This is a genomic window from Paenibacillus phocaeensis, assembly GCF_900021165.1.
Classification (GTDB): Bacteria; Bacillota; Bacilli; order Paenibacillales; family Paenibacillaceae; genus Fontibacillus; species Fontibacillus phocaensis.
Window position 1 is genome coordinate 1 of the sequence record NZ_FCOQ01000013.1, and the last position, 13,029, is coordinate 13,029.

Sequence of the window (13,029 nt, forward strand, 5' to 3'; positions counted from 1 at the left end):
CCCGCCGGCAGCGCCCGCCCCCGGGACGTCCCGTACGTCCCGGCCCAACTGCCGCCGCGCCGTCTCGGCATAATGCGCCAGCGCGGCGTCAAGCTGCGCCGCCATCACGGCGGTGGCGCCCTTCTGCGGCCCGAACACGCGGGACGCCCCGCGCTCGCCGCAGAGCGGGTTGTCGACGTCGCAGGCCACGATCAGGCGCGTCTGCTGCAGCCGGGGATCCAGGGCGGATACGTCGATCCGCGCCAGCTCCCCGAGGCAGCCCCCGCCGCGCGGCAGCGGTCGGCCCGACGCGTCCAGGAACCGCGCCCCCAGCGCCTCGGCCATCCCCGCACCGCCGTCGTTCGTGGCGCTGCCGCCAATGCCGACGATGATGCGCCGGACGCCCCGGTCCAGACTGGCGCGGATCAGCTCGCCGGTGCCATACGTCGTGGCCAGCAGCGGGTTGCGCCGTTCCGGCGGCACCTGCTGGAGCCCGCTCGCCGAAGCCATTTCGATGGCTGCCGTCTCCCCGTCGCCCAGCAGCCCGTACTGTGCCGTAACCGGTTCCCCGAGCGGTCCCGTCACCTCCAGCGAGAACAACCGCCCGCCCGTGGCGTCAACCAAGGCTTGAACGGTTCCTTCGCCGCCGTCGGCCATCGGAACATGAATATAACGCGCCTCCGGGAACGCTTTACGCAGTCCCTTTTCCATCGCCAGACAAACTTCCTTGGCGGTCATGCTCTCTTTAAACGAATCCGGTGCCAACACGAACGTGGGTGGAGAGACTGCCGAGTTCATCAGAACGATCCGCCTACCCCTGCATCCGCTTCGCGGCCGCTTCCATCGCCCCGACAACCCGGTCGCACCAGGCATCGAACTCCGGATCCGTCACTTGAAGCTCAGGATGTGCAAGGATATGCTCCACCGTCTGCCGGATACCTTGATCCACGCGCACCGTCGCCGTAAAGCCAGGTACCAGCCGCTTCAGCTTGCTGTTGTCGAAGACGACCGTATTCGCCTTGTCCCCTAGCAGCCCGCCGCGGAAATCGTACGGTCCGTGATCGGCAAGAAAGTCGGATGCAACATGCACTGCACGTAGCTTCACACCCAGAGCATCCGCAATGATTTCGTAAATTTGGTTCCAAGTCACACTTTCGTCCGACGTAATATGGACCGATTCGCCGATGGCATGAATATTGCCCATCAGCCCGATAAATCCTTTTGCAAAATCGCTGTTATGCGTCAAAGTCCACAACGATGTCCCGTCGCCATGGATCAGAACCGGCTTGTTCTCCAGCATCCGCTGAGCCACCTGCCAGGATCCCTTGCTGCCATGAACGCCCAGCGGAATCGAACGCTCGTCATAAGTGTGGCTTGGCCGCACAATCGTAATCGGAAACCCCTGCTCGCGGTACTCCTTCATCAGATATTCTTCGCAGGCGATTTTGTTGCGGGAATAAGCCCAATAAGGGTTGGACAACGGTGTCCCTTCGGTGATTCGGTAATCCGACAGAGGGGTTTGATACGCCGAAGCCGAGCTGATGAAGATAAACTGCTTCGTCTTCCCGGCAAACAGCCGAACATCCCGTTCCAGCTGCGTCGGCTCAAAAGCGATAAAATCCGCCACCACATCGAAGGTATGACCTTCGAGCTTCGCAGCCACTTCGGCTTCCTGATGAATATCCGCCTCAATCACCTGTACGCCGGGCGGTAACTCCCCGCTGCGGGTTCCCCGGTTCAACAGGTATAGCTCCCAGGAGCTGTCTTCCGCCAACTGACGGGTAATGGCAGAACTGATCGTCCCCGTACCTCCGATAAATAGCGCTTTCATAACAATCCCCTCCCAAGTCCATTTGGCCTAATCCCCTTCATCGTAACATCTCCCACCGCATTTTCCAAATGGCCCACCGAGCCCCTGTCTCCCGCAGTTTGGTTGCTTAAACGCATTGACATCGTTCCTTAGAAAGTGGTATCTTCAACCCTGCCCGCCCCCTGCTCTGCAGCCGGGGTTGCTCAATTGCTTTAGCCTCGCGACATAATGTCCGATAATAAGGTTAATGCGTTCCCTAACTATATGGAAAAGAATGTGATGACGATTGAAACCGATTTTCGCACGTCTGCAAAATAACGCCTTTCTGGATAAGCATCTGTCCGGCGAATCCATGGATTACCGGCAGATCTTCGCCTTGTTTCTGCCGATCCTGATCGACCAGGCGTTTATCATCGGGCTGAACCTGGTGAATACCGCCATGATCAGCTCATCCGGCGTCGCCGCCGTCAGTGCGGTCAACATCGTGGACTCGCTGAATATCTTCTTGATCAGCGTGTTTGTCGCAGTCGCGACCGGGGGGACCGTGGTGGTCGCACAATACAAAGGCAGCCGCAATGACCGCAACGTCTCCCGCGCTTCGGCGGCGACCGTTACCGCGGTGTCCTTGCTTGCCGTTGGGATGGCTCTGCTTCTGATCGGGTTTCACAATCCGCTTCTGAAGCTGTTGTTCGGCGCCGCATCCGTCGACGTGTTGGACAACGCCCGCATTTATCTGATCGGCAGCAGCATCTCCTACACCGGGCTGGCTGTAGTCCAGGCCGTCTGCTCCGCACTGCGGGGAATCGGTAAAACGAGAGCCTCGCTGACCTTATCGCTGATCATGAACCTGTTGTACGTACTGCTGAACATCCTGTTTATCACCTTATTGGATATGGGCGTCTTCGGCATGACGCTGGCGATCAATATCGCACGATTTGCAGGTGCCGGCTGCGCGCTCTATTATCTGTTCAAAATGGAAGCGACCTTACATCTGCAACTGCGGGACTTGTTCCACTTCCCGCTGGAGATGCTGCGGAAAATTATGTTCATCGGGATTCCGTTTGCAGCCGAGCAGCTGTTCTTCAACGGCGGCAAGCTGCTGACCCAGGTATTCATCGTCAGCTTGGGCACGTACGCGATTGCAACCAATGCGATCAGCGGCTCGCTCGCCGGAGTGTTCCAAATCCCCGCCAGCGCCCTGTCGCTGACCATTGTCACCGTCGTCGGTCAATGTATCGGCAGCGGCAGTGTGAGCGACGCGCGGAAATTTATCAAGTCTTTCCTCTGGTTGGGTTCGGGTTCGCTGGCGATCATCAGCCTGATCTTGCTGCCGTTGTTCCGGCCGCTCGTGAGCATCTTTGCTCCGCCGGGTGAAATTGTCGGCGACATCTTCCTTGTGCTTCTGGTCAGCTCGATCGCCCAGGTGCCGCTCTGGCCCATCAGCTTCATCTTGCCGTCCGCGCTGCGGGCTGCGGGCGACTCGCGCTTCACGTCGATGACCTCTATGCTGACGATGTGGCTGTTCCGAGTGATTCTCGGCTACATTCTCGGCATCGTGTGTGGCCTTGGCATCCTGGGCGTCTGGCTGGCGATGTGCAGCGAATGGGGCGTACGCGGGGCCCTCTTCCTCTGGCGATTCCGCGGGAAGAAGTGGTACGCGCATAAATTGATTTAGCGCGCTCACCGAACCAGCGGCACAGAGTCCGAATGGAAGCCAGAAGGTACAGCGGCTCCGTCGACTTCCCTGATAGAAGCAGAAGGCGTCTCCATGCCGAAAATCACGGCGGAGACGCCTTCTTGTACTTATCCTACAACATTTAGCCGATATACCCTTTTTCCTTCATGGCCTCATATGCGGCTTGTTCGTTCTCATCCTTAATTTGATACTCCAGCGTTCCGTCTACGATTTTCGCGCAGCGTCCGCCAAACGGCTTGAGGGATTCCTTGATATCCTTGAGATCGGCGTTCCCCTTCAATGGATAATTGACCTTCATTTGTCATCCACCTCCTAAGGTACAATTAGCAAAAGCGGAAGCTTGGACGATATGACAAACCTCACATCAAGGAGATCCCTCTGCGACCTGAGTGCATTCACCCCAAAATACAGGATTTACCCGCTGGTTCCATAATATTGGTCTAATATCTTTAGCACAGACTTTACCGCTTTTTTCGTAGTACTCATATCGGCTTTTGTTTTTGCATTTTGCGTAACGGTAACGATTAGATTTCTAGAAGCGCCAAGAAATCATGCAAAAAACCCCTGCGCCATATTCCAGGCACAGGGGTGATGTAGAAGCGCGGGATGAATCTTAACGCAGCGTTTTGAGTGCGCCGCTCCAAGCGAGCACTTGATCCAGCATGTCGTTCAAGTTCGTCAGGTGCAGGTCGGCTGGTTTGAAGACACTGAAGTTCTCGAAGTCGGTGAACAGCGACAGCGCAACATGCACGCGCACGTCCGCTACCATCAGTTCGCCGAGGATGCCGCGCAGATGCTCGGCTGCACGGGCGCCGCCGACGGAACCGTAGCTGACGATCCCGGCTGCTTTGTTATTCCACGCTTCACGCGCATAGTCGAGCGCGTTCTTCAAGGCGCCAGTGATGCTGTGGTTATATTCCTGAACGATGAACACGAAGCCGTCCAAGCCGTTCAGCTTGTTATTCCAAGCGGCTGCTTGCTCGCTTGCATCGGCTTCGCCCAGCAACGGCAGTTTGAAGTCGGCGATATCGATGATTTCATAGTTCGCGTCGCCGCGAGCGTCCGCATGTTTCTTCACCCATTCGCCGACTTGCGGGCTGACACGGCCATCGCGCGTGCTTCCCAAGATAATCCCAATGTTCAATTTAGACATCGTATTTTCCTCCTCAATTGGTTTAGATGATCTACCTAATAATTTGCCCCAAAAACCCATCTGTCACACCACCAAGCCTCATTCCCGAACTTCTCCAATCCGCTAACTTTGGATGATTCGAACTAGAATTAATGATATCCGTCTTGGTTCCCTTTGTCAAGTAGCTTACAAAAAGTTTGTGAGGTATGTCCTCCCCCGCAAACTTGATAAAGGCTGCCGAATCCGGCAGCCTTCAGGTGGGGCAGCATCGCCGCCCGAATATTTAGTGGGTTCAGCTCTCCCCGGTTCGCACCGCGGTCTGCGATCCCCGAACCGCAGATACCATGGCATACATGAAGTAGCCCAGCAGGGCTCCTCCCGTATTGAGCAGCAGGTCATCCACATCAAACTGCCCGATCGCGAACAGCAGCTGGGCGCATTCCAGACTCAAACTGAACCCAAACGCATAGAGAATCGTCTCTATGCCGCGGGTGCCTTTTTGCCGGAACATGATCCCCAGCAGCATCCCGAACGGAATAAAGAGGAGGATATTGCCGAAGACGTTGACCAAGTCATGGGGGGTCATGGCCTCCAGACTCCGGGTGATTTCCTTGAAGGGCACCAAATTGCCCGCCTGTAGCCGCCCGTATACCCGGCGGGGAGAATCCAGGCTGAACTGCAATTGCCTCCAGAGAACCCCCGGTTCGATCGTGTGAAACTTGAACAGGATGATTTTTACCAAGAGACCTAGATAGATGACAAACAGCAATCGAATACTCGTATATTTCAGCCAGTTTTCCGGTGGCACGCTTCTCCCCTCGCTTCCCTGATGTCCTGTCTTGCTGCCTGGCTACTCACGCACGGTGACGATAATGCCATCCATGTTGTTCCCGGAGATTTCGTATTCCCCCCGCGCAGGCACTTGAATCGTCTGATCCTTCGATACCGGATAGTAGAACACGCGATAGGGATGTCCCTGCACCGTCAAGCTCACCGACCCCTGTTCTCTCAAATAATCCATATACTGCTCCAGCACGAACCCATTTTCTTGGATGATCGCGCTGTGCGGCAGACCGACATACCGGAAATGCCACGGTTCAAATTGAATGCCCGTAATCGCCGTTTTGTCGTCCGGATACCGCAGGATAAACCCATACTTCCACGCATTCTCCTTCAACCACTGGCCTTCGGGAGCCTGATTCATCTCCGCCTGAGATGATCCGATGTCCAGCGACAGGCCCAGGTTATGCTCACTGTATCCGGCCGGCAAAGCCAGCTTTGAACCCATTTGACGGTAAAGCTCGTCCTGCTTCTGCTTATCCCGGTACCCGCTGCTGATCAGAAAATGAGTGATTCCTTCCTCCCCGGCGGCCTTGACCATCGTTGCAAACCGTTCCGCCATCTGCGGTGACAACGACACTTTATTGTCCAGCACTCCGAACCCGTCGATCAGCTCAGCATTCCGAATCAGGCTGACCGCCTCGGCTTCAGGATGCAGTCCTTTGGGGACAGGATAGTCTTTATTCACCAGCAGCAGGTCGCCTTGATACACCATATCCTTAGTGACGTTGATCGCTATGCCCTCGATCGCCGCATCTGACTCCTCCGGAGCGCTGTCACGTTCATCAATCTGGACTTGCGATCCTGTGTCCTGCAGCGTCCGGGCTATATTCGCTTTAAATTTCGCAACTCCAAACCCCAGCAATGCCAGGATCATCAGACTAATTACCCACTTCTTCACGTTTGGTTCCTCCCAGCTCTTCTTCCTCTTTAGGATAGGAAACATTGTTTAAGAAGAACGGTGGCTAAAAATAAAATTTTTCTTAAATCGATAAGTCGCATCCCCTGCGCACGAACTTTTCTTGTGGAAGATCATGTCCTAGCATAGAATAGGGGTACATTCCAAGAGGGGAGGCCAAGCCATGGAAGGTCATCTGCTTATGATTGAGGACGATCCCGCCATCAGCGTGATGGTCAAGGATTACCTGGCCAAAGAGGGCTACAAGATTACCATAGTTCAGGATGGCGAGGAGGCGCTCCGTCAATTCGCATCCAGCAGCTATGATCTGATATTACTGGATCTCATGTTACCCAAGCGGAGCGGTCTCGACATTCTAGAGCATATTCGAAAAGAGAGCCGCATCCCCATTCTGATCTTGTCCGCGAAGGACAGCGAAGTCGAGAAGGCGCTGGGCCTGCGGCTGGGTGCGGATGATTATATCGCGAAACCTTTTTCGCTCATCGAGTTGGCGGCCCGGGTGCAAGCCTCCATCCGCCGGGCTACTTTATATTCGAACCCGGATGAAGCCGGGCAGACGTCGAACGTCAAGCTATTGTCCATCGGCGACCTAACGGTTGACCCCGGTAATTTCACGGTCACCAAGCGAGGCAAGGAGATCCAGCTGACGCCAAAGGAGTTTCATATTCTAAGGCTGTTCCTTCAACATCCGACACGGGTGTACACCAAGGCCATGCTCTATCAACAGGTCTGGAACGAAGAATATTTCAATGATGATAACGTCATTAACGTACATATGAGAAGGCTGCGAGAGAAGATCGAGGATGATCCGTCAACCCCCCGGTATATTCGCACACTTTGGGGAATCGGGTACCGTCTGGGGGAAGGGTAAATGGCGGGTTACGGGTGGTTGCTGCTGCTAATCCCCATCGCCGTACTGGCGATATTGTACCTTCATCAATATAGAACAAACCTGGCGCTTCGCAAGGAGCTTGCTTATATCAATCGAAAGCTCACGCCCTTCCTGGATTCCCGGTATCCCCTAACGCAGGAACGTATCCTTACCCACACTTCCCTTCCCGAACTGCGGGAGTTGCTGCAAGCCATCAACGGCCTGCTTGACCGAGCAGGTCAATCGGCAACGGATTATGCCGGTACGGAACGGGCGATGCGGATGATGTTATCCAATGTCTCGCATGATCTGAAGACGCCGTTGACCGTCATCATGGGTTATGCCGAAATCCTCTCCCAGCAGACGGACCTGACGGCGGAAGAACGCCAAAGGATGCTAGGGGAGGTCTATAAGAAGACCGCTCTGGTCCAGGAGCTCATCAACACCTTCTTCGATTTGGCCAGACTGGAATCGGGGGATATGGATCTCCCCCTGTCGGTGATCGATGCCGGGGAGATGGGTCGCCAGCGGATCCTGGCTTATTTCGACCTCCTCTCCGAGCAGGGTTTTCAGGTCGATATCGATTTGCCGGAGAGCCCCGTATGGGTGTACGCCAATGAAGAAGCATTATCCCGTATTCTGGACAACTTGTTGTCCAACGCGATGCGGTACGGAGCGGAAGGCCGCTATTTAGGGTTATCGCTTCGGTCTTCGGAGAACCAAGTTGCCCTCCAGGTGATCGATCGGGGGCGTGGCATCTCGAAGGCCGAACAAGCTCGGGTGTTTGAGCGGATGTATACCATGGAAGACTCGCGCAACCGGAATATGCAGGGCAGCGGGCTTGGCCTCACCATCGCCAAGCGGCTTGCCGAGCGGTTGAACGGGACCCTCGAGCTGGAGAGCACGCCGGGTGTACGCACTTGCTTCACCGTTACCCTTCCTCGATCCAAGCGAACTTGAAGGAGAAGCTCCCGTTCCAAAGTAAGAAATAAGTAAGATCTTCGACAGAGAAAAGAGAGTTTCCCCCAGTACGCTAAGAGTAAGGGTACAGAAACAAGGGAGTGAGAGTATGAATGAAATTGTAAGAACGCGCCAACTCGTCAAAAGCTACGGGGCGGCGGAAGTGATATCCGGCGTAAATATGACCCTGCGCCGGGGCGAGATCTATGGATTTCTTGGACCTAACGGGGCCGGCAAATCAACCGTCATGAAGATGCTGCTGGGGCTGGTCAGACCCACCGGCGGCGAAATTGAGCTGTTCGGCGAGAAGCTCATACCTGGAGCTACAGAGCATCTGAAGCGCATCGGCCATCTGATTGAAACGCCGGTGTTCTACGAGAAGCTGACGGCAGAGCAAAATCTGGAGCTGCATGTCGAATATATGGGTTACTACAAGAAAGACGCCATTCGCGAGGCACTGGAGATGGTGCAGTTGATCGGCACCCAGGATAAGCCGGTCAAGCAGTTCTCTCTCGGAATGAAGCAGCGGCTGGGGATCGCGCGCGCGATCTGTACCCGGCCGGAGCTGCTGCTCCTGGATGAACCGATCAACGGTCTAGATCCCGAAGGCATTCAGCTGATGCGCCAATTATTTCGTCGGCTGCGCGACGATTGGGGAATCGCGTTGCTCATCTCCAGCCATCTGCTCGGGGAAATTGAACAAGTCGCCGACACCATCAGCGTCATCGACGGGGGGAGACTGCTTCACGAAGTCTCGATGGAATCCGTGCATGCCTCCACAACCGAATACGTGGAAATTGTGACCTCGAACGTGAATCTGGCCGCCTTTGTCCTCGTGGATACCTTGGAGGTTGAGAATATCAAGCAAATCGGCGACAACGTTATCCGCATTTATGATACGAGGCTGTCTCAAGAGGCGTTGGCCAAAGGGCTTATTGCCCACGATGTGCCGATTCAATCGATCAACCGCAAGCACCACAGCCTGGAGGAGTATTTCTTCGATCTGCTCAAAGGAGGGGAACACCATGCTCCAACTTATTAAACTGGAACTCAAGAAGGGGCGTCTGACCAGCTACCTTTGGGGGGCGCTCCTCGCTTACCTGTGCATTGCGGGAGCCATGGCGGTCATTTATTTTGCTGACTCCATGAATATCGAAGATCCTCCATTTCGGAATCAAGCCGAATTGCTGTCCATGATTGATCTGCTCGTTCGGGCAACCTTCATCATTTATGCCTCCGTGCTCTTATCGAAGCTGATTATCAGTGAATTCAAAGACAAGACGATCGCCCTGTTGTTCGCCTATCCCGTTAACCGTAAAAAGTTGATTTTCGCTAAACTGGCGATGGTGTTTGTCTGGACCTTTGTCAATGTGATTGTAGCGAACCTGTTGGTTGACGCTATCTTTCTCGGGATCAATTCAATCACAGGTTATTTGTCGGATCCGCTGCAAACGGAAATGATCCTCAACCATGGCCTCAACGTGTTGATGCAAGCTTTCGGGGCCGCCGGGATGTGCTTATTGCCTCTGGCCATCGGCCTGCGAAACAAGTCCGTTCCCGCCACAATTGTATCGTCGATTCTGATCGTCTTGATCGTATGCTCCAGCAATCTCGGCTTCAGCCTCAGTTCCATCATTGCGGTTCCGCTGTCCCTGTCGGTGTTGGGGATCATCATCACTTACCTCAGCTTCCGCCATATCGACCGGATGGATGTGGGCTAAGCCCAATCAGATGAATGAAGTGGCCGCAGCGCATACAACAAGCGCAAGTACCCGGGATCCCCTCCCTCGTACTTGCGCTTGTTGGATTGTGGGCTTGTTACATCCTGCCGTTGTCAATAACCCTCCGCTGGCAGCTTCACTTGGATGCGGTACGTCTTGCCCGGCTGCACCTCCCGCAGCACGCCATCCGGCAACCGCTTGCCTTCCGCATACACTTCCGTCTGCTTCGCTGCCGCATCCCGGCGGATGTCGACCTGCAGCGTGGCCCCGCGGAATTCGCGCGTGACCGCCGCTTCGTTCCAATGGCCCGGCAGCTGCGGATTCACGCGGATGCCGTCCTTCGTTCCCTGCAAGCCGAACAGCCCGTCGATCAGGCAGCGGTATACCCACGGCACCGTCCCCGTGTTGAACAGATGGCTGGAACGCCCCGCTGTGCGCGGGAATTGCCGATAGGCCCCCCGGTAGTAGTTCGGGATGAACACAGGCAGCTGCCCGCGTTGCACGATGTCCCGGGCATCCGGGCCGGGCAGCATTTTGCGCAGCAGCCGGAACGCATCCTCGCGCTCACCTACAGCATATAGGGCATAGATGTAGAAGGCGGCGGCATGATTGTACACCGCGCCGTTCTCCGCCGAGCCCGGGTGCTTCTGCGTCACCCGGCCGACGTCCTCGCGCATCGCCGTGTAGGAAGGGGCGAGCTTCTCCACGCCGTACGGCGTCTCGAGCTGCTCGCGCACCGCCTGCATCAGCTTCGCCCGCTTCTCGTCATCGGCCGCACCGCTCAGCATCGACCAGCCCTGCGGGTTGATGAAGATTCGGCCCTCCCGGTCCGCGCTGACCCCAAACACGACGTTATCGTCCGTGATGCCCCGCGCGTACCACTCGCCGTCCCAGAGGTAGCGGTTCACCGCGTCGTTCGTCTCTTCGGCAGCCGCGCGGTACTCCCGCGCCACTTCCGGTCGGCCGCTGTTGTCGCAAATGTCCGCCCACACCTGGAAGGCGTAAGCTGTGGCGATCGTCAGCCAGCCGGATACGCCCTTGCCCTTGTAGCCGACCATATTCATCGGGTCGCACCAGTCACCCTGATTGATATAGTTAAGCCCCCGCTCGTCGCGGTCGTTCATCAGCCAGCGCATCGCTTTGTCCACATGGACATACACGGGTTCGACCTGCTCGCTGTCGGCGTAGGCTGCCTGCTCCTGCAATATCGAGTCATCTCCCGTTTCATCCAAATACGTGCTGAGGCAGATCGGAAGCCAGACGCAGTGATCCGTATGCGGCACTTGGTTGATATATTTCAGCTCGGCGTCCGGGTGCAGGACAATGCCGTCCGGCATGGAGCCGTTCGCCTTCTGCTGACTGAGCGCCGTCAGGAACGAGGCCCGGGCCACCTCCGGCTTGATATAACTCATGCCCATGTGATCTTGCAAATAATTGCGGGTTTGCGGATCCGTGGTCAGACGGTTCGTCTGCCCGTGGTAATAGATCTGCCGCGGCAGCCAGCGATTGACGAACAGATCAAGATCCTTGTCGGGCGTCGCGATCGTCAGGCAGCCCCGTCCTTCCCGGATATACCGGTCGTATTCGCGTTCGGCCGCCGCGAACCCGTCTTCTCCTGCCCCATCAGCCTTGCCGAAGTAGGTCTCCCGGATCTGCGCAATTTCCTGCTCATCCCGAGCCGGTCCGAACAGGAAGCGGTATTCCCGCGTTTCGCCGGCCGCCAGCTCCATCCGGTATTGCATGACCGCTACCGGCGTCTCGTAACGCGCGTCCCCCTTCGCCAGCTCCGGCAGGTCCAGGGCAGACGGGCGGGTGATGCCGCCTTCGCCCTCGAAGGCCTCCTGGTTCACCTCCCAGGAAACGGGCGGCTGTTCGGCAATCAGGAACGTTTTGTCGCGGAAAAATTTGATTTTATCGTAATCCTGGTATTTCTGGTACGGCGTCACCGAAGAGCAGACAATCGCCTGCAAATCCTCAAGATATTCGCCGGATTGGTTCATCCAGGACATATAGCCGACGGTAAAATAAGGATAGACGCACAGCTTCCGCGCCCGCTGCGACACGTTCGTCACCTTGACACGCCACAGCTCCAGCGGATCCTCCTTCGGCAAGCCGAGGCTCATCTCGATTAATACGCCCTCGTGTTCTACCTTCCATCCGATCCGGCTCTGTCCTAACGCAAAAGAGTAGCTGTCGGTCTTCACCCGCATCGGTTCATACGGAGCCGAAAACGCGCTGCCCTTCTCCTCGTCCTTCACAAACACGAAACGGCCCGGGTGGTGCGCATAATACGGCTGTTCCGGCTGCATGAACGTCTTCGCTTCCAGGTTCGGCGCATGCGAATATTTCGCCGGCTCCGGCTGCATGAACTGGGCGATCGCATATCCGCGGCAGTTCATGTGGATCATCATCGTTTCGTTCCATAGGAATCCCGACGCCTTGGGCAAGAGCGTAGGGCTCAGCAATTCGTAGAATTCCTGGTCCTCCGTGGCTCTGAACATGGTTTAACCTCTTTTCCGCGTGATCTTGTCTACTTGTCTACAACTAAGTCCATTATACAATGGAACGCCCTCCTTTGAAGCGTTTTCTTCCATCTCGCGCAAAAAAAAGAGCCGAATTTCGCCGAAACGAAATTTGACTCTGAGAGCCTGAGGGCCGCAAACCCCGCATCTTTATGCTGTGTGAGTTTTGGAGCTAGATGAAGAAAAACGGGATCAGGAACAGCAAAGCCAGCGCTGCCCAATCCAACGCATAGTCGCCGTAACCATACCCGTAACCCGGAACCCCCGGCCCGTAGCCAAACGCTTTCGTATGCACCGGGGCATCGGATTTGACGGCGGCTTTATGGCCTTTGGATTTGGACTTGAGCTGTTGGAGCTGCTTCTTGGCTTTGGCGGGCTGGGTGGAGAGAACCGTGGCTTCCGGAGCGTATCCCCCGTTCAGTTGGATGCCGTTCTCGTTCACGTCGGTGATCGTGCCGATGTAATAACGGCCGTCCCGAAGTACGGCGCAAACGGTCTTGCCGATGTGCGGTTTGCAGGCCTCTACGCCAAGCGGATAAATCTGCTGCATGGACTCGTGCCTCCCCTCTCGAATGCTCA

The 13,029-nt window shown here is 56.1% G+C and carries 13 protein-coding genes; 5 read left to right on the forward strand and 8 right to left on the reverse strand.

Annotated elements, in window-relative coordinates:
• Positions 1–777: glycerate kinase (locus tag BN3795_RS07425; protein WP_068784084.1), on the reverse strand; the 777-nt coding region annotated here is incomplete at its 3' end.
• A 13-nt stretch (positions 778–790) separates the two neighbouring features.
• Positions 791–1,810: an SDR family oxidoreductase gene (locus BN3795_RS07430; protein WP_068784085.1), complete on the reverse strand. Its 1,020-nt coding sequence runs from the start codon at positions 1,808–1,810 to the stop codon at positions 791–793.
• A gap of 331 nt (positions 1,811–2,141) precedes the next feature.
• Here BN3795_RS07430 and BN3795_RS07435 point away from each other — a divergent pair, with 331 nt between their 5' ends.
• On the forward strand, positions 2,142–3,464 hold the full coding sequence (locus BN3795_RS07435; protein WP_232729884.1) for an MATE family efflux transporter: 1,323 nt from the start codon (positions 2,142–2,144) through the stop codon (positions 3,462–3,464).
• 142 nt (positions 3,465–3,606) lie between these two features.
• On the opposite strand, the gene BN3795_RS25495 is transcribed toward BN3795_RS07435, so the two are convergent.
• From BN3795_RS25495 to BN3795_RS07450, 4 genes are all read right to left on the reverse strand, one after another.
• Positions 3,607–3,783, reverse strand: coding sequence for a hypothetical protein (locus BN3795_RS25495; RefSeq protein ID WP_198524673.1), 177 nt, complete (start codon positions 3,781–3,783; stop codon positions 3,607–3,609).
• A 315-nt stretch (positions 3,784–4,098) separates the two neighbouring features.
• Entirely contained in the window at positions 4,099–4,638 is a 540-nt protein-coding gene (locus BN3795_RS07440) for an NADPH-dependent FMN reductase (protein WP_068784087.1), read from the reverse strand.
• A 271-nt stretch (positions 4,639–4,909) separates the two neighbouring features.
• Positions 4,910–5,425, reverse strand: coding sequence for a VanZ family protein (locus BN3795_RS07445; RefSeq protein ID WP_068784088.1), 516 nt, complete (start codon positions 5,423–5,425; stop codon positions 4,910–4,912).
• Between the two features lie 42 nt (positions 5,426–5,467).
• Complete coding sequence (locus BN3795_RS07450; protein ID WP_068784089.1) at positions 5,468–6,358, reverse strand: M15 family metallopeptidase; 891 nt, start codon at positions 6,356–6,358, stop codon at positions 5,468–5,470.
• A gap of 181 nt (positions 6,359–6,539) precedes the next feature.
• On the opposite strand from BN3795_RS07450, the gene BN3795_RS07455 reads away from it, so the two are divergent.
• From BN3795_RS07455 to BN3795_RS07470, 4 genes are all read left to right on the forward strand, one after another.
• A complete protein-coding gene (locus BN3795_RS07455) occupies positions 6,540–7,247 on the forward strand; it encodes a response regulator transcription factor (protein ID WP_068784090.1) in 708 nt (235 codons plus the stop codon).
• Complete coding sequence (locus BN3795_RS07460) at positions 7,248–8,207, forward strand: sensor histidine kinase (protein WP_068784091.1); 960 nt, start codon at positions 7,248–7,250, stop codon at positions 8,205–8,207.
• Positions 8,208–8,316: 109 nt separating this feature from the next.
• The gene (locus BN3795_RS07465; protein WP_068784092.1) at positions 8,317–9,249 is read left to right on the forward strand and encodes an ATP-binding cassette domain-containing protein; all 933 of its coding nucleotides are present in this window, start codon (positions 8,317–8,319) and stop codon (positions 9,247–9,249) included.
• A complete protein-coding gene (locus tag BN3795_RS07470; protein WP_068784093.1) occupies positions 9,233–9,928 on the forward strand; it encodes an ABC transporter permease in 696 nt (231 codons plus the stop codon). The genes BN3795_RS07465 and BN3795_RS07470 overlap by 17 nt, the downstream gene beginning before the upstream one ends.
• A gap of 113 nt (positions 9,929–10,041) precedes the next feature.
• Here the strand turns inward: BN3795_RS07470 and BN3795_RS07475 are convergent, their stop codons facing one another.
• Both BN3795_RS07475 and BN3795_RS07480 read right to left on the reverse strand, forming a co-directional pair.
• Positions 10,042–12,429: a GH36-type glycosyl hydrolase domain-containing protein gene (locus BN3795_RS07475; RefSeq protein ID WP_068784094.1), complete on the reverse strand. Its 2,388-nt coding sequence runs from the start codon at positions 12,427–12,429 to the stop codon at positions 10,042–10,044.
• Between the two features lie 193 nt (positions 12,430–12,622).
• Positions 12,623–13,000 carry a hypothetical protein gene (locus BN3795_RS07480; protein ID WP_068784095.1) on the reverse strand — a complete coding sequence of 126 codons (378 nt, stop codon included), beginning with the start codon at positions 12,998–13,000 and terminating at the stop codon, positions 12,623–12,625.
• Positions 13,001–13,029: the final 29 nt, after the last annotated feature.